General features: G+C 50.6%; 18 protein-coding genes, 3 tRNA genes and 1 pseudogene. 11 read left to right on the top strand and 11 right to left on the bottom strand.

Annotation, left to right across the window (positions count from 1 at the left end):
* Positions 1-3: 3 nt before the first annotated feature.
* From D9738_RS03750 to holD, 8 genes are all read right to left on the bottom strand, one after another.
* A complete protein-coding gene (locus tag D9738_RS03750; RefSeq protein WP_130259586.1) occupies positions 4-786 on the bottom strand; it encodes a metal-dependent hydrolase in 783 nt (260 codons plus the stop codon).
* Complete coding sequence (locus tag D9738_RS03745) at positions 783-1,856, bottom strand: patatin family protein (RefSeq protein ID WP_130204772.1); 1,074 nt, start codon at positions 1,854-1,856, stop codon at positions 783-785. Before D9738_RS03745 ends, D9738_RS03750 begins: the two co-directional genes overlap by 4 nt.
* A 121-nt stretch (positions 1,857-1,977) precedes the next feature.
* Complete coding sequence (locus D9738_RS03740) at positions 1,978-2,139, bottom strand: DUF1328 family protein (protein WP_000490275.1); 162 nt, start codon at positions 2,137-2,139, stop codon at positions 1,978-1,980.
* Positions 2,140-2,265: 126 nt separating this feature from the next.
* Positions 2,266-2,871, bottom strand: coding sequence for a molecular chaperone OsmY (osmY, locus tag D9738_RS03735; protein WP_112035949.1), 606 nt, complete (start codon positions 2,869-2,871; stop codon positions 2,266-2,268).
* 401 nt (positions 2,872-3,272) lie between these two features.
* Positions 3,273-4,862 (bottom strand): peptide chain release factor 3, encoded by a 1,590-nt coding sequence (gene prfC, locus D9738_RS03730; protein WP_130204770.1) that lies wholly within the window; start codon positions 4,860-4,862, stop codon positions 3,273-3,275.
* Between the two features lie 90 nt (positions 4,863-4,952).
* Positions 4,953-5,630, bottom strand: coding sequence for a pyrimidine 5'-nucleotidase (gene yjjG, locus D9738_RS03725; RefSeq protein ID WP_000870705.1), 678 nt, complete (start codon positions 5,628-5,630; stop codon positions 4,953-4,955).
* Between the two features lie 14 nt (positions 5,631-5,644).
* The gene (gene rimI / locus D9738_RS03720) at positions 5,645-6,091 is read right to left on the bottom strand and encodes a ribosomal protein S18-alanine N-acetyltransferase (protein WP_001092450.1); all 447 of its coding nucleotides are present in this window, start codon (positions 6,089-6,091) and stop codon (positions 5,645-5,647) included.
* Complete coding sequence (gene holD / locus D9738_RS03715) at positions 6,060-6,473, bottom strand: DNA polymerase III subunit psi (RefSeq protein WP_130204768.1); 414 nt, start codon at positions 6,471-6,473, stop codon at positions 6,060-6,062. The genes rimI and holD overlap by 32 nt, the downstream gene beginning before the upstream one ends.
* A 102-nt stretch (positions 6,474-6,575) precedes the next feature.
* Here holD and rsmC point away from each other — a divergent pair, with 102 nt between their 5' ends.
* From rsmC to D9738_RS03695, 4 genes are all read left to right on the top strand, one after another.
* A complete protein-coding gene (gene rsmC / locus D9738_RS03710) occupies positions 6,576-7,607 on the top strand; it encodes a 16S rRNA (guanine(1207)-N(2))-methyltransferase RsmC (protein ID WP_001272323.1) in 1,032 nt (343 codons plus the stop codon).
* 307 nt (positions 7,608-7,914) lie between these two features.
* Positions 7,915-8,001, top strand: a tRNA-Leu gene (locus tag D9738_RS03705).
* A 28-nt stretch (positions 8,002-8,029) separates the two neighbouring features.
* Positions 8,030-8,116, top strand: a tRNA-Leu gene (locus D9738_RS03700).
* 33 nt (positions 8,117-8,149) lie between these two features.
* Positions 8,150-8,236: transfer RNA gene (locus D9738_RS03695), tRNA-Leu, on the top strand.
* A 27-nt stretch (positions 8,237-8,263) separates the two neighbouring features.
* Here the strand turns inward: D9738_RS03695 and D9738_RS03690 are convergent.
* Positions 8,264-8,500 carry a DUF1435 domain-containing protein gene (locus tag D9738_RS03690; RefSeq protein ID WP_130259585.1) on the bottom strand — a complete coding sequence of 79 codons (237 nt, stop codon included), beginning with the start codon at positions 8,498-8,500 and terminating at the stop codon, positions 8,264-8,266.
* A gap of 140 nt (positions 8,501-8,640) precedes the next feature.
* Between D9738_RS03690 and fhuF the strand changes: the two genes are divergently transcribed.
* Complete coding sequence (gene fhuF, locus D9738_RS03685) at positions 8,641-9,429, top strand: siderophore-iron reductase FhuF (protein WP_130259584.1); 789 nt, start codon at positions 8,641-8,643, stop codon at positions 9,427-9,429.
* 37 nt (positions 9,430-9,466) lie between these two features.
* Here the strand turns inward: fhuF and bglJ are convergent.
* Positions 9,467-10,144: pseudogene (bglJ, locus tag D9738_RS03680) on the bottom strand (DNA-binding transcriptional activator BglJ).
* Positions 10,102-10,827, bottom strand: coding sequence for a response regulator transcription factor (locus D9738_RS03675; protein WP_130259583.1), 726 nt, complete (start codon positions 10,825-10,827; stop codon positions 10,102-10,104). The pseudogene bglJ and the gene D9738_RS03675 overlap by 43 nt, the downstream one beginning before the upstream one ends.
* A 628-nt stretch (positions 10,828-11,455) precedes the next feature.
* On the opposite strand from D9738_RS03675, the gene D9738_RS03670 reads away from it, so the two are divergent.
* From D9738_RS03670 to opgB, 6 genes are all read left to right on the top strand, one after another.
* Positions 11,456-12,226, top strand: coding sequence for a threonine/serine exporter ThrE family protein (locus tag D9738_RS03670; protein ID WP_130204758.1), 771 nt, complete (start codon positions 11,456-11,458; stop codon positions 12,224-12,226).
* Positions 12,217-12,690, top strand: a complete 474-nt coding sequence (locus D9738_RS03665) for a threonine/serine exporter (protein ID WP_130204757.1) — start codon at positions 12,217-12,219, stop codon at positions 12,688-12,690. The genes D9738_RS03670 and D9738_RS03665 overlap by 10 nt, the downstream gene beginning before the upstream one ends.
* A gap of 106 nt (positions 12,691-12,796) precedes the next feature.
* On the top strand, positions 12,797-13,336 hold the full coding sequence (gene dnaT, locus D9738_RS03660) for a primosomal protein DnaT (protein WP_130259582.1): 540 nt from the start codon (positions 12,797-12,799) through the stop codon (positions 13,334-13,336).
* A gap of 2 nt (positions 13,337-13,338) precedes the next feature.
* Positions 13,339-14,076 (top strand): DNA replication protein DnaC, encoded by a 738-nt coding sequence (gene dnaC, locus D9738_RS03655; protein WP_130204755.1) that lies wholly within the window; start codon positions 13,339-13,341, stop codon positions 14,074-14,076.
* Between the two features lie 48 nt (positions 14,077-14,124).
* Complete coding sequence (gene yjjA, locus D9738_RS03650; protein WP_130259581.1) at positions 14,125-14,619, top strand: DUF2501 domain-containing protein YjjA; 495 nt, start codon at positions 14,125-14,127, stop codon at positions 14,617-14,619.
* Positions 14,620-14,873: 254 nt separating this feature from the next.
* Positions 14,874-17,165 (top strand): phosphatidylglycerol--membrane-oligosaccharide glycerophosphotransferase, encoded by a 2,292-nt coding sequence (gene opgB, locus D9738_RS03645; protein WP_130259580.1) that lies wholly within the window; start codon positions 14,874-14,876, stop codon positions 17,163-17,165.
* The last annotated feature ends 107 nt before the right edge of the window (positions 17,166-17,272 follow it).

Raw genomic sequence — 17,272 nt, 5'->3', positions numbered from 1 at the left:
AAACTACCCACATACGTTAAACACCGCATACGTGTTATTAAGCAACACTTCGGCAATCTCATCCGCAGGTTCCGGGCGTAACTCGCAAAGCACAGCAAACACACGGGCAGCCTGCTCCGGGCGGTTAGGCTGCCCCTGAAAACCGTTGAGCGGCATATCCGGCGCGTCGGTTTCCAGCAACAACGATGCCAGCGGTAATTTTGCGATGACATCGCGGGTTTTACTGGCGCGTGGATAGGTGATAGTACCGCCTACGCCAATTTTGTAGCCCAGCTGTACAAACCGTTCGGCCTGCTGCAAGCTGCCGGAAAAACCGTGAACCACGCCAGTGCACGGCAAATCGTGACGCTTAAGATGCATCGCCAGTTTGTCGTGCGTGCGCCGTGAATGAAGGATCACCGGCAGAGCGTAGCGTTTCGCCAGTTTCAGTTGTTCGTCGAGCAACCACTGCTGCCTCTCAAATTGCGGATCGTCGCCAAAGAGATCCAGGCCGATCTCCCCCACCGCCACCACCTTCGCCGGACGCCTTTCCAGCGCCTGCTGTAACTGATCCAGCGATGCATCGTTATGTTTTTCCAACATACCCGGATGCAAGCCCAATGCGGCATACAGTGGCTGATAATTTTCCGCCAGTGCCAACACGCGGGCAAAATTTGCCGCCTCGGTTGCCGGAACAATGATCTTGCCTACGCCCGCTTGTGCCGCGCGTTGCAGGCTGGCCTCTTCATCGCCGCTAAACGGCGGGAAATCAAAATGGCAGTGGGTGTCGATAAAACGGCAAATCAAGCCAGATCCTCATTGTTAAATGTCGGGTCGTTCGCCTGCGGAGCGTCGCTCACTTCGGCAACCAGCGTATCGTTGGCGACTGGCGCAGGCGGAATGACTATCGATTCCGGCGTCACCACTGGCACCAGATGGCGGGTAAGCGGCGCTTTTTCAGTTAATAGCTTGCCAACCGTGGCGAGGAAATAACGACCGCATAAACGCCCAAGTTTATAGTCTTCGCGCAGTGCCGGAAGCCGACTACCGAGCGCAATACTATGCAATGGCTTCGGCGGATAAATTTCGAATATCCGCAGCTTGCCCGGTGGTTTCTCAATAAACTGCTGAATGTCACGATAGCTGGTTTCATGATGCTGCACCAGATTGACCAGCGGCTGCAGGCTACTGTCACCCAGCCAGCGTTCCATGCGCTTGAACCACTGCGGCGTGTAGTACATTTGTGACGGCACGGTGCGGATGACGACCAACGTTTTTGCTCCCTGCCTTGCCGCCTCTTTAACCGGAATCGCATCACTGATCCCACCATCCAGGTAGTTAATGCCTTCCAGCGACACTCCGCTACGATAAAAACCAGGTATCGCACTGGAGGCGCGAATCACATCCAGCCAGTTTTGTTTGGTTGGTAAAAAGTAATTCGGCGCGTAGTCATCCTGACGACAGGCACACATATAAAAGGATTTACCGCTGTCAAACAGCCGCGCGGCGGTGTCCATTTGCAACGGCATCTGGCTTGCGGTGGCCTCCACCAGCCAGTCGAGATCGATAAGATTTCCTCCACGTACAAAGCGCACTGGATCGAAAAATTCGCGTTTTGTGGTATAGCGCATGATGACTTTGCGCGCGTAACCGGGCTGATTGCAGATATATGCCGAAAGGTTCTGCGCCCCGGCAGATGTGCCGAGATAAAGATCGAAAGGATTAAACTGCGCGCGCATAAACTCATCCAGCACACCAGCCGTGAAAATTCCACGCTGCCCGCCGCCTTCGCACACCAGAGCAATTCGTCCAGGCTGGAACGGCCTTAGCGACAACGGCGCAATATTACCAAGCGTTACAGGTATTCGCTGCCCCACCTCTGCCTTCCTGTTTTTGTTGTGAAAGACTGACAAAGTAACGCAATTTATTATTCGCTAAAACCGCAAAAGCCAGTCCGCTGGACTGGCCTTGTATAAAATTTTCTTAATAGTTTGAAATCTAGGGTCGTTTTCGGCCCATAAACAAACTCACCAGGAACAGAATAATCCCGACGACAAAGACAATTTTAGCTGCGCCTGCAGCGGTACCGGCCAGACCACCAAACCCAAGTGCGGCGGCGATTAACGCGATAACCAGAAATATGATGCCCCAACGAAACATAAGCGTCTCCTTTACCATAGTTAATGTCACCGCTTGATATGAGCGTGAAAATCACTCAATGCGATATTTTTAGTGTGGTGCACATCGCGCCTCCCGACAAAGTTCGGGAGAACGAATTACGACGAATTACTTAGTTTTCAGATCATTTTTAACGCTTTTCACACCATCTACCGCTTTGGCGATACTTTCAGCACGGTCGCTTTGTGCCTGGGAATCGACGGTACCGGAGAGCTGAACCACACCGTCGGTGGTTTCAACTTTCACATGACGGGAAGGGACGATGTCATCCGCCAGTAGTTTGGCTTTGATTTCACTGGTGGTGGCGGTGTCACCCGCATAGCCCTTCACAGAACCTTCTTTAGCGTCGCGAACGTGCAGTTTGTCGCTGACAGAGGTCACGCCTTCAACGCCTTTCGCCACTTTCACAGCCTCTTCGGCCTGGGCCTGGCTTTCAACGAAACCACTCAGGGTCACCACTTTTTGATCGGTTTTGACAGAGATATCAGTGCTCTTGATGTTGTCATGATCCACCAAGGCCGCCTTCACTTTCGCGGTGATGGCGCTGTCATCCATGAAATTACCGACTTTATTCATAGAGCTATCGACTTTTTGCCCTGCGCTTTCATTGGTTGTCTGCGCGCTGTTTTCTGCGTAGGCAGAGCCGGTCGCGACGGCAGAGGTCAACATTACAGCCAGCAGAGTTTTCGAAATCTTCAGTCTTGTCATAGTCATCGATTTATTCCTGTATGTTTGCTCGTAATTTGAGCCAGGCAACACGAGGTTGCATTGCTGAAAGGGAGAGACTTCACCCTGTACAGAAGTCAATGGTCGCCATCACAAAAGCGATGAGTGATGAATAACGACCATTACAGCCTCTGAATCAGTTATTAATATCAATCGGATGACAGTTAACGGTTTTAAATACTGATATCTACGTATTGATCGGTATTTAAAGCCGTCAAAAATGTCATCACTTTGTTAAATATAGATCACAATTTTGAAACCGCTCGCCGTATCGACTAAAAAACGCGCAAACATAAGCAAAAGCGAATGTTTTAAGAACATTCCGCAAGCGGCTAATAAGGAAGGGAAATTGACAGGGCGCGGCGGTTACCGCGCCCTGGAGGCAAGAATTAATGCTCGCGGGTCTGGTGGAACTGAACGTCCGGGTAACGCTCCTGCGCCAAGCGCAGGTTGACCATGCTGGTAGCGATGTAAGCGAGGTTGTCGCCGCCATCCAGCGCCAGTTGGCTTTCGTTCTTACGCTTGAACTCTTCGAATTTCTTCGCGTCCGCGCATTCTACCCAGCGAGCGGTGGCGACGTTGACTGACTCATACACCGCTTCGACGTTGTATTCGCTCTTCAGGCGCGATACCACCACATCAAACTGCAGCACACCAACCGCACCAACGATCAGATCGTTGTTGGAGATCGGACGGAACACCTGCACCGCGCCCTCTTCGGAAAGCTGTACCAGCCCTTTGAGCAGCTGTTTTTGCTTCAGCGGATCTTTCAGCCGGATACGACGGAACAGTTCTGGCGCGAAGTTCGGAATACCGGTGAACTTCATCATCTCGCCCTGGGTAAAGGTGTCGCCGATCTGAATAGTGCCATGGTTGTGCAGACCAAGGATGTCGCCCGGATACGCTTCTTCAACATGCGAACGGTCGCCCGCCATAAAGGTCAGCGCGTCGGAGATCACCACATCTTTCGCGGTGCGCACCTGGCGCAGTTTCATGCCTTTTTCATATTTACCGGACACCACACGCATAAACGCCACGCGATCGCGGTGTTTCGGGTCCATGTTGGCCTGAATTTTAAATACGAAGCCGGTAAATTTATCTTCGCTCGCTTCTACGGTACGGGTATCGGTCTGACGCGGCATCGGCGCAGGCGCCCACTCCACCAGGCCATCCAGCATATGATCGACACCGAAGTTACCCAGCGCAGTACCGAAGAATACCGGGGTGATTTCGCCCGCAAGGAACAGCTCTTTGTCGAACTCGTTAGACGCGCCTTTAACCAGTTCCAGTTCGTCACGCAGTTGTTGTGCCAGATCTTCACCGACTGCTGCGTCGAGATCCGGGTTATTCAGCCCTTTAACAATGCGGACTTCCTGAATGGTGTGACCTTTACCGCTCTGATAGAGATAGGTTTCATCTTTATAAAGGTGGTACACGCCTTTAAACAGCTTGCCACAGCCGATCGGCCAGGTGATCGGCGCACAGCCGATTTTCAGCTCGTTCTCAACTTCATCGAGCAGTTCCATCGGGTCGCGGATATCACGGTCAAGTTTGTTCATGAAGGTGAGGATCGGTGTATCGCGCAGACGGGTAACTTCCATCAGCTTACGGGTACGATCTTCAACACCTTTTGCGGCGTCGATAACCATCAGGCAGCAGTCCACCGCGGTCAGAGTACGATAGGTATCTTCCGAGAAGTCTTCGTGCCCCGGGGTGTCGAGCAGGTTAACCAGGCAATCCTTATAAGGGAACTGCATCACAGAAGTGGTAATAGAGATACCACGCTGCTTTTCCATTTCCATCCAGTCCGACTTGGCGTGCTGGTTAGAACCACGGCCTTTTACCGTACCGGCGGTCTGAATGGCCTGTCCGAACAGCAGCACCTTCTCGGTGATGGTAGTCTTACCGGCGTCCGGGTGAGAAATAATGGCAAAAGTGCGGCGCTTCGCCACCTCTTGCAAATAAGGAGACAACGTCATAATTCTTTCTTCTTGAGTAAGCGGCATCGCGCCGCGCTTGTTGAAAACGAAAAATTGCGGCTATTTTACCCATCAACGGGGGGGAGGCAATCAGTGTTTACACAGGAGCTGCTCCAGTTCGTGCAACGAAGAGACGGTCCAGGTGGGCGCGATGCCTTCTGGTTGCTCGCGATTGTGCGCATTCAGCCAGCAGGTCGCAAGCCCGGCGTTGATGCCACCGAGAATATCGGACTCGGCAGTGTCGCCAACCATCAGCACGCGTGAACGGTCAGGATTGCCCGCCTGTTCCAGCGCATAATCGAAAATTTTCTTATTCGGTTTGGCAACGCCAACTTCTTCGGAAATCACCAGCAAATCGAAGTAATCACGCAGGCCCGTGCGTTCCAGACGCACTTGCTGCAAGGCGCTAAAACCGTTGGTGATGATGCCGATTTTGGCGTTGCCACGAATGGCGTTAAGCAGGGAAACCGCGCCCGGCAGCGGCGTGCAGATTTCTGCCATCGCATTAATAAAGGCATCGTTGAGTTTACCCGGCTCGACGTTCAGCCGTTCGGCCCAACTTTCAAAACGCCCGTGCTGAAGCTGTAATGAAGTGATCGCGCCGTTTTGATAATCCACCCACAGTGGCTTGTTAACGGCCTGATAGTCCTGAAAATCTTCAGCGGTAAAGGTGACGCTGTAGTCAAGAAACATCCGCTGCAAGCCGGTGAATGAGTCAAAGGTAAACAGCGTTTCATCGGCATCAAAGAAAATCCAGTCCCACTTCATTATTCCACCTTGTCTTACATACTGATTGGCAACGCCATGATGATGGCGTCTTCGCGACCGTCCGTGGTGGGGTAGTAATTGCGGCGAATCGTCGCCTCGTTAAAGCCTAAACTTTCGTACAGGGCAATGGCGGCAGCGTTTGAAGCACGGACTTCCAGCCATAGCGTCGCCACGCCGCGTTTTTCCAGTTCGTCGATCAGATGTTCCAGCAGCGCCCTTCCCAGCCCCTGACGCTGATAGTCGGGATCGACCGCAATATTGAACAATGTAGCTTCATCCAGCACCACTTGCGTAATCGCAAACGCCGCCATTTTGCCGTTTTGCGTTAACTGAAAGTTGAGATAACGCTCGCCCTGATTGCTGGCAAACGTTTTTTCACTCCACGGAAAGGCGTGGGCGCGTTGTTCAATGTGGAAAGCCGCTGGTAAATCAGTCGTTTCGAGGGAAGAAATCGTGTTCATATGTGCAAATTTGTTGCCATAATGCGGCGCGTGCCGTTGGGTTTGCCCGTAATTCGGTGAGCGCCGGTGATGCCACCTGAGCGCCTTCCAGTGATAGCGGTTCGTCAGTACCCAACCGCCAGCTGTTGCAGCGACTGCCTTGCGGCAGCATCGCGATCCTATCTGGCGTCAGTTGCAGCACTTGATCGGGGCTGACGGTTAATGCACGCAGAACGTCGCTCACCAGGGGATCGGTCAGGGCGGGAAGATCGTTTGCCACCATCACCAGACGGACGTGTGCCGGGATCGCAATGGCAATCTCCCCCTGCAACGCGCCAGGGCGACGCAGCGACCACTGGGTAATGCCCAGTTGCTGTAACTGCCAGTCTCGTCGGGATGTCATAGCGAATCGCTCCTGTTGTCAGGGGCGCAAATATAGCAAATTCGTCGATACCGCGCCAACATATGGCTATAATCGCCGCCAGTATCAATTGAGGAGCATTCCATGTCTGCATTTACCCCGGCAAGTGAAGTCTTGCTGCGTCACAGTGATGATTTCGAACAAAGCCGTATTCTGTTTGCCGGAGACTTACAGGATGACCTGCCCGCGCGTTTAGATACCGCGGCCAGCCGTGCTCATACCCAGCAATTCCACCACTGGCAGGTGTTAAGCCGCCAGATGGGGGATAACGCCCGTTTTAGTCTGGTCGCCACAGCGGATGATGTCGCAGATTGCGATACGCTGATTTACTACTGGCCGAAGAATAAACCAGAAGCCCAGTTCCAGTTGATGAATTTACTTTCTCTGCTGCCGGTGGGGACGGATATTTTTGTCGTTGGCGAGAACCGCAGCGGCGTACGCAGCGCCGAGCAGATGCTGGCAGATTATGCGCCGTTGAATAAAGTCGACAGCGCCCGTCGCTGTGGCCTCTATTTTGGTCGTCTGGAAAAACAGCCGGTGTTTGATGCCGATAAATTCTGGGGCGAATACAGCGTCGATGGCCTGACGGTCAAAACGCTGCCTGGCGTGTTTAGCCGCGACGGTCTGGATGTCGGTAGCCAGTTGCTGCTCTCGACGTTAACTCCGCACACCAAAGGTAAAGTGCTGGATGTCGGCTGTGGCGCGGGCGTGCTTTCGGTTGCCTTTGCGCGCCACTCACCGAAGATTCGTCTCACTCTGTGCGATGTCTCTGCGCCAGCGGTAGAAGCCAGCCGTGCGACGCTTGCTGCCAACGGTGTTGAAGGTGAAGTCTTTGCCAGCAACGTCTTTTCCGAAGTGAAAGGTCGTTTTGATATGATCATCTCCAACCCGCCGTTCCACGATGGGATGCAAACCAGCCTGGATGCGGCGCAAACGCTGATTCGCGGCGCGGTGCGTCATCTTAACAGCGGCGGCGAGTTACGAATTGTAGCGAACGCCTTCCTGCCTTATCCGGATGTGCTGGATGAGACATTTGGCTTCCATGAAGTTATCGCGCAAACCGGGCGCTTCAAGGTGTATCGCGCTATTATGACCCGCCAGGCGAAGAAAGGTTAAGTATCTGATATCTGTCGCCGCATACCGTGTCGGATGCGGCGTGAACGCCTTATCCAACCAATGTACGTTACCCGTAGGCCAGATAAGACGCGTCAGCGTCGCATCTGGCATCTGGCATCTGCGCCCGTATGCCGTGCTGGATGCGGCGTGAACGCTTTATCCGACCGACAAACGAATTATCCACAATCCGCTGATGGCCATTTTTCCAGCAATTACACATCAGGCGATAATTAACTATTGACGAAAAGCTGAAAACCACTAGAATGCGCCTCCGTGGTAGCAATTCTTTTTTAAGAATTGATGGTATGCGAAGGTGGCGGAATTGGTAGACGCGCTAGCTTCAGGTGTTAGTGTCCTTTCGGACGTGGGGGTTCAAGTCCCCCCCCTCGCACCAAAAACCACGTTGATATTGCTCGCACTGGGCGAAGGTGGCGGAATTGGTAGACGCGCTAGCTTCAGGTGTTAGTGTCCTTACGGACGTGGGGGTTCAAGTCCCCCCCCTCGCACCAAACGAGGCGATATCAAAAAAGTAAGATGACTGTGCGAAGGTGGCGGAATTGGTAGACGCGCTAGCTTCAGGTGTTAGTGTCCTTACGGACGTGGGGGTTCAAGTCCCCCCCCTCGCACCAATTATCTTTACTTCCTTCCCTGTTTTATCATCCCTGATTCCCGTTCATTATCATCAGCATGACGCCAGAAATAAGCGCCAGGCACGATGGTAACAAAACGTAGTGCCGTAATTGTTTGTGATACAGCATCACCGGCGTCAATACTAATCCCATCAGAATCACAATCCGCCACTGATCCGGCGATAAATCAGCATACATCAGCCCTGCAATCAGCAATCCTGGCAGCAACACTCCCCAGCCACTGCCCAGCATACGTTGCAACATGGTTTGATCTCTTTTATTGATAATGATAACCAATATCATATGATAATTTTTATCATTTGCAAGCCAGAGAAATCCCTTGCTATCGGGTAAACCTATCGCTAGGATTAGCAATCATTATCATTTAGATTACTATCACGATTATGGCCTATCGTTCCGCACCGCTCTATGAAGATGTTATCTGGCGAACGCATCTCAAGCCGCAAGATCCCACGCTTGCACAAGCGGTTCGCGCGACGATCGCCGAACATCGTGAACATTTGCTGGAGTTTATCCGTCTGGATGAACCCGCCCCGCTTAGTGCCATGACGCTGGCGCAATGGTCCTCTCCCAATGCGCTAAGTTCTCTACTGGCGGTCTACTCCGATCATATTTACCGCAATCAACCAATGATGATCCGCGAGAACAAACCGCTAATCTCACTGTGGGCGCAATGGTATATCGGCCTGATGGTGCCGCCATTAATGCTGGCGCTGCTGACGCAGGATAAAGCGTTAGATGTGTCGGCGGAACATTTCCACGTTGAGTTTCACGAAACCGGTCGTGCTGCCTGTTTCTGGGTCGATGTGTGTGAAGATAAAAACGCAACATCACATTCGCCACAGCAGCGAATGGAAACGTTAATCAGCCAGGCGCTGGTTCCGGTTGTGCAGGCATTAGAAGCGACAGGTGAAATTAACGGCAAACTTATCTGGAGTAATACCGGTTATTTGATTAACTGGTATCTGACCGAGATGAAGCAGTTGCTTGGCGAGGCGTTAGTTGAATCGCTCCGCCATGCCCTGTTCTTTGAGAAAACGCTCTCCAGCGGCGAAGATAATCCATTGTGGCGCACAGTCGTGCTGCGCGACGGCCTGCTGGTACGCCGCACCTGTTGCCAGCGTTATCGCTTACCGGATGTGCAACAGTGTGGGGATTGCACGCTGAAATAAGCACACTGCCGGGAGGATAAACCCGGCATTAAGTAGATTAATATGGATGCAACACATTACTTGTTTCTGAAATCCGCATACATAACAGAATATCTGCCGCCTCAAGCAATCCGGCATCAGAACTGACACCCAGTTTCGACATCACATTAAATTTATGCGCGCGGATCGTTTTTATATTGCGTTTAAGCTGTTCAGCAATTTGCGTCATTGAGTAGCCACGCGACATAAACCGTAATATTTCCCTCTCCGTCGGGCTCAGCGTCCGGCTTTGATTAATATACCACTGGTTGTTCAGTCGATCGGTCGCCTGACGTACGCCATTTAATGACAGAAACAGCTCCTGGTGAAAAACATCCAGCGTTGATGCTTTACTTAACACACCATCCAAAGGAGAAGGCTATAATGAGCCAATCAACCGCGCTTCAATATCATCATCCGCAATAACCAAACGCCGGGTACGTGGAAATTTGATTGCCAGCTCAGTCAGACAAGATAATCCCTCCCTGCGCTCAGTTCTCATGGCAGAAAAAGAAAAAATGACCGCCGCAAATGAAACCCGCGACATAGCATCCTGAAAAGCCTCCTGGCTGGTGTACGTATAGAGTTTATAAGGATTACCCGCAAACTTTCTGAATAAACTCTCAATACCGATACTGCTCATGACGCACTTTTCTATGAGTGCGACATTTCTCTTCTTAATTCGATTGTGTTCCATTCCGCGGCATCTCCATAAACAGAAGGCAAGTTAAGTTCCCTTGCCCCCTGTGCGCTATTAATCCATGCATACATCTCAGCGTTACTGTGAATTGCCAGCCGACGCATCGCACTGTTTTTTTGTGCGCTGATGGTTTTATTGCTTTTCTTAAGCAATGAAGCTATTTGGTTGATGCCCCATCCTTTACCTAACAGCCGCAGTACCTTGCGTTCAGAAAGGGTAAGAATCACGGTGCGATAACCAACTTCCTGAATTTCCGGCATTGCAGGCGAAGTCAGCATGGCGCTGATGCGATCTGCATGGACATTGCCGGAACGAACGGTCTTGACCAGATTCTCAATAGGCTCGATATCGGACAGTAACGTCGCAGTTGGACACATAAGCAGCTCCACCGCCTGAGAGTACCAGGCTCGCGAAACCATGAAAACCCAATGAATTTCCCGGTATTGTGAGATCAATGAATAGTAATGTTCACAAACAGAACGCGGATCTTCTGTTTGTCCGGCTAAATCGGCAATAACTAACCCAGCACGACGTAATTGTAATATGGTCAGCTCCTCCGCAGAGGTGCTACTCGTTATATCGTATTCAGGGAGATGGGTCCTCATGACCTCTTTTAACCCTGCCTGCATAACGGGTATTTTACTGATAACAATTCCATTTTTGCAGCATCCTGGCAACATATATCCTCCATATCCACTGTCTATAAATTATGATGGTTTATTCAGGACATTCACCCTTCAAATGACTCCAACAAATTAATAGATTGAGCGAATAATTTATCCTTAGCATTCACTTCATATCAGTTTACCCCAGCCACACAAAAAATCCTTTGTATGTTTCAGGAGACTAGCATCAAATAATAACCTGGAAAAATACCTCTGACACATTTAAAATATCTAAATTATGTTGTTAGAAATACTTAATCAAACCAGTCAAAACCAATCAGTTTAAGATATCATTTAAAATAACGAATAAAAGTTAAATGAAAATCCTTTAGCCAGAATATCAAGAAAAAAACCAATAAAAACTGAAGGATATTTCTTACCCGGTTCCGAAAAAAATGATTTCATCAGTCATTACTCAAACGCGTAAAAATAAAACGATAAATTCATTTTAATGATAATATTCATGAAATTATTTATTCCACTCAAAACTTGCATCGATTCCCTTCAGCGAACTCATCACCGCAACCAGGATTAATCAGCGCAATTTTGATCTTAACCAACGTCAAAACAGCCATGCTTCGTGATACAAAAGGGTTCTCATTTTTTGAAAAATACGCAACGCGTCTATGACAAAGGGCGAGTTATGCAAACAGAGCAACAGCGAGCCGTTACACGGCTATGTATCCAGTGCGGATTATTTCTTTTACAACATGGTGCGGAAAGTGCGTTGGTTGATGAGCTTTCCTCACGACTGGGTCGGGCGTTAGGGATGGACTGCGTCGAAAGTTCTATCTCTTCGAACGCCATAGTGCTGACCACCATTAAAGATGGTCAATGTCTGACATCTACGCGCAAAAACCACGATCGCGGCATTAATATGCATGTGGTTACTGAGGTACAACACATTGTGATTCTGGCGGAACATAAGCTGCTGGATTACAAAGGTGTTGAGAAACGTTTTAGCCAAATACATCCCCTGCGCTATCCGCGTTGGCTGGTCGCTTTGATGGTGGGACTCTCTTGCGCCTGTTTCTGTAAACTGAATAACGGTGGTTGGGATGGTGCGTTGATTACATTCTTCGCCAGTATGATCGCCATGTATATCCGCCAGCTACTGGCACAACGCCACCTCCATCCACAAATAAACTTTTGCATCACTGCCTTCGCCGCCACCACAATTTCTGGCCTTCTTCTACAACTTCCGACATTCAGTCATACGCCTACTGTGGCAATGGCGGCCAGTGTTCTTTTACTGGTGCCGGGTTTTCCGTTGATAAATGCTGTAGCCGATATGTTTAAAGGTCATATAAATACCGGACTGGCACGCTGGGCGATTGCCAGCCTGCTGACACTGGCAACCTGCGTTGGCGTGGTGATGGCACTCACAATTTGGGGGCTACGCGGATGGGTGTAATCGAATTTCTATTAGCATTAGCGCAGGATATGATTCTCGCGGCAATCCCAGCAGTCGGCTTTGCGATGGTGTTCAACGTGCCAATCCGGGCATTACGCTGGTGTGCGCTGCTTGGCGCGATGGGTCATGGTTCGCGAATGATTTTAATGACTACTGGACTCAATATTGAGTGGTCGACGTTTATGGCTTCGCTACTGGTCGGCACCATTGGTATTCAGTGGTCGCGCTGGTATCTGGCGCACCCGAAAGTCTTTACCGTGGCGGCCGTCATTCCGATGTTCCCGGGCATCCCGGCGTACACTGCAATGATTTCAGCGGTAAAAATCAGTCAGTTAGGTTACAGCGAGCCGTTAATGATTACCCTGTTAACTAACTTTCTTACCGCTTCATCAATTGTTGGCGCGTTATCCATCGGTCTTTCCGTTCCTGGATTGTGGTTGTACCGCAAGCGCCCCCGCGTATAAAATTGCCTCGCTTAAAGCACATGGATGAGAGGCTGCCTGGCCTCATCCGTGTGTTACTATAAAAGTAATCTCCCTTCTCGTTCATCGTTCCATATTGAGAAACAGTATGTCCTCCAGAGTTTTGACCCCGGACGTCGTTGGTATTGACGCCCTGGTACACGATCACCAAACCGTTCTGGCAAAAGCAGAAGGCGGCATGGTTGCCGTATTTGCCAACAATGCCCCGGCGTTTTATGCCGTTACGCCCGCGCGTCTTGCTGAACTGCTGGCGTTGGAAGAAAAACTGACGCGTCCGGGAAGTGACGTGGCCCTGGACGATCAACTCTATCAGGAACCGCAAGCCGCCCCCGTTGCCGTACCCATGGGTAAATTCGCCATGTACCCAGACTGGCAACCCGATACCGACTTTATCCGTCAGGCGGCATTATGGGGCGTGGCGCTAAAAGAGCCGGTAACCGCCGAAGAACTGGCGTCATTTATTTCTTATTGGCAGGCGGAAGGCAAAGTCTTCCATCATGTGCAGTGGCAACAAAAACTGGCGCGCAGCCTGCAAATAGGTCGTGCCAGCAATGGCGGATTAACGAAACGAGATGTGAACACAGTCAGTGAACCTGACAGCCAAATTCCACCGGGATTCAGAGGGTAACGATGAAAAACGTTGGCGACCTGATGCAACGTCTGCAAAAAATGATGCCAGCCCATATCAAACCCGCCTTCAAAACGGGTGAAGAACTTCTGGCGTGGCAGAAAGAACAAGGGGCACTCCGCGCCGCCGCTCTTGAGCGCGAGAATCGGGCGATGAAAATGCAGCGTACCTTTAACCGCTCTGGCATTCGTCCACTGCATCAAAACTGCTCCTTTGAGAACTATCGTGTTGAGTGCGAAGGGCAGATGAATGCGTTGAGCAAAGCGCGCCAGTATGTCGAAGAGTTCGACGGCAACATCGCCAGCTTTATCTTTTCTGGCAAGCCTGGAACTGGCAAAAACCATCTGGCGGCGGCAATCTGCAACGAACTGCTGCTACGCGGTAAATCCGTATTGATCATCACCGTGGCCGATATTATGTCGGCGATGAAAGATACCTTCAGAAATAGCGGTACCAGCGAAGAACAACTGCTTAATGATCTGAGCAACGTTGATCTGCTGGTGATCGATGAGATCGGCGTGCAGACCGAATCGAAATACGAAAAAGTGATCATCAACCAGATCGTCGATCGCCGCTCTTCTTCCAAACGCCCGACCGGGATGCTGACCAACAGCAATATGGACGAGATGACCAAGTTACTGGGCGAACGCGTTATGGATCGTATGCGCCTGGGTAACAGTCTGTGGGTTATTTTTAACTGGGAAAGCTATCGTAGCCGGGTAACGGGTAAAGAGTATTAATCCTCCTTTCCGACGCTATACTGCGACACAATTCCACCTTGAGTAATGATGATGAAAACTATTAAACACCTTCTGTGCTGTGCAATTGCCACCAGCGCATTAATTTCCACCGGGGTGCATGCCGCGTCCTGGAAAGATGCGCTTTCCAGCGCCGCCAGCGAGTTAAGCAACCAAAACAGCACCACACAGGAAGGCGGTTGGTCGCTCGCCTCATTAACTAACCTGCTTGGTAGTGGCAACCAGGCGTTAAGCGCAGACAACATGAACAATGCCGCAGGCATTTTGCAATACTGCGCGAAGCAAAAGCTGGCTTCAGTTACCGATGCGGAAAACATCAAAAATCAGGTCCTGGAGAAGCTGGGCCTGAACAGCGAAGAACAGAAAGAAGATACCAACTATCTGGATGGCATTCAGGGTTTGCTAAAAACCAAAGATGGTCAGCAGCTTAATCTGGACAACATCGGTACGACGCCTCTGGCTGAAAAGGTAAAAACCAAAGCCTGCGATCTGGTGTTAAAGCAAGGTCTGAACTTTATTTCCTGATCCGCATAACGCCGCGTTTTAGCTATTAACAAACTAACGCGGCCCTTCCCCGCTCTTTTCCCTGTTTCTGGACGTCTTTTCCTCTGTTACACGGGAAGCTTTCTTGCGCAAAAAAGTCTGTTTATAAACTAATTCCTAACAACATCGCATTTTTTTGACACTAGAATTGCAGCTATATGGCAGCACCATTACATTGTGTTTCTCAAAAAATCTTAAACATCGGCTAACCGGCCTGTTTTAGTGAGGATCGCCCGTTGTCAGAACTATTCTCTTTCGCCCTATTTCTCGCCTCTGTGCTGATCTACGCATGGAAAGCGGGACGTAACACCTGGTGGTTTGCCGCCACGTTAACGGTACTGGGGTTATTTGTCGTTTTAAACATTACCCTGTTTGCCAGTGACTATTTTACTGGCGACGGCATTAACGACGCGGTGCTCTATACCTTAACTAACAGCCTGACCGGTGCTGGCGTCAGCAAGTATATCCTGCCGGGAGTGGGTATCGTGCTGGCACTGGCGGTAGTTTTCGGCGCGCTGGGCTGGATCCTACGCCGACGCCGTCATCATCCTCACCATTTTGGCTACAGCCTGCTGGCACTCTTACTGGCGCTGGGTTCTGTGGACGCCAGCCCGGCGTTTCGCCAGATAACGGAGCTGGTAAAATCCCAGTCACGCGACGGCGATCCTGACTTTGCTGCTTATTATAAAGAACCGTCGAAAACCATCCCTGCCCCCAAACTTAACCTGGTTTATATCTATGGTGAGAGTCTGGAGCGGACCTATTTTGATAACGACGCTTTTCCGGACCTCACTCCCGAACTGGGCGCACTGAAAAATGAAGGGCTGGATTTCAGCCATACTCAGCAACTGCCAGGAACGGATTACACTATCGCGGGCATGGTGGCGTCTCAGTGCGGGATTCCACTGTTTGCCCCGTTTGAAGGTAACGCCTCTGCCTCGGTTTCCAGCTTCTTCCCGCAGAACATCTGTCTTGGCGATATCCTGAAAAACTCAGGTTATCAGAACTATTTTGTGCAAGGGGCTAACCTGCGTTTTGCGGGTAAAGATGTGTTCCTGAAATCACACGGCTTCGACCATTTGTATGGTGCAGAAGAGCTGAAAAGTGTGGTGGCGGATCCGCATTATCGCAACGACTGGGGATTCTACGACGATACCGTACTGGATGAAGCGTGGAAAAAGTTTGAAGAGCTTTCCCGCTCTGGTCAGCGATTCTCACTGTTTACTCTGACGGTCGATACCCATCACCCGGATGGTTTTATCTCTCGCACCTGCAACCGCAAAAAATATGATTTTGACGGTAAGCCGAATCAGTCATTCAGCGCGGTAAGTTGCAGCCAGGAGAACATCGCGACGTTTATCAATAAAATCAAAGCGTCACCGTGGTTTAAAGATACCGTCATCGTCGTCTCATCTGACCATTTAGCGATGAACAACACGGCGTGGAAATACCTTAATAAACAGGATCGTAACAACCTGTTTTTCGTCATTCGTGGCGACAAGCCACAGCAAGAGACGCTGGCGGTGAAGCGCAACACCATGGACAACGGCGCTACAGTGCTGGATATTCTTGGTGGCGATAACTTTATCGGCCTTGGGCGTAGTAGCCTCTCTGGTCAATCCATGTCGGAAGTGTTCCTCAACATTAAAGAGAAAGTGCTGGCGTGGAAGCCCGATATCATTCGTCTGTGGAAATTCCCCACCGAGATGAAAGAGTTCACCATCGATCAGAATAAAAACATGATCGCCTTCTCGGGTACCCATTTCCGTCTGCCGCTGCTGTTACGCGTGTCGGATAAACGTGTGGAACCACTGCCAGAAAGTGAATATTCTGCACCACTTCGTTTCCAGTTGGCCGATTTCGCTCCGCGCGACAATTTCGTCTGGGTTGATCGCTGCTACAAGATGGCGCAGCTATGGGCGCCAGAGTTGGCTCTCTCCACTGACTGGTGTGTTTCCCAGGGGCAGCTTGGTGGTCAGCAAATTGTTCAACATGTTGATAAAACGACGTGGAAGGGCAAAACCGCATTTAAAGATACCGTCATCGATATGGAACGCTACAAAGGCAATGTCGATACGCTGAAGATTGTCGATAACGATATTCGCTACAAAGCCGACAGTTTCATTTTTAACGTCGCAGGTGCACCGGAAGAAGTGAAACAGTTTAGCGGGATTTCCCGTCCGGAGTCGTGGGGACGCTGGTCCAACGCGCAGCTGGGCGATGAAGTGAAAATCGAGTACAAACATCCTCTGCCGAAGAAATTTGACCTGGTGATCACCGCCAAAGCATACGGTAATAACGCCAGCCGTCCCATTCCGGTACGCGTAGGCAACGAAGAACAAACCATCGTGCTGGACAATGAAGTGACCACCACCACGCTGCATTTCGAGAACCCAACCGATGCCGACACGCTGGTAATTATTCCGCCAGAACCTGTCTCAACCAACGAAGGGAATATCCTCGGACACTCGCCGCGTAAGCTCGGGATCGGCATGGTAGAAATTAAAGTGGTAGAACGTGAAGGATAATTCCTGACTGATGTGTAGGTCGCATAAGGTGCGACCTACACGCCTTCTACGGCTTACAACACATTATTAAGAAACAAAAAAACAGCGCCCAACACTTCCCCGGACGC

Source organism: Escherichia sp. E10V5 (assembly GCF_004212315.1).
Taxonomy (GTDB): domain Bacteria; phylum Pseudomonadota; class Gammaproteobacteria; order Enterobacterales; family Enterobacteriaceae; genus Escherichia.
The sequence above is the reverse complement of the archived record's forward strand: the minus strand, read 5'-3'. Positions and strand labels throughout refer to the sequence as shown.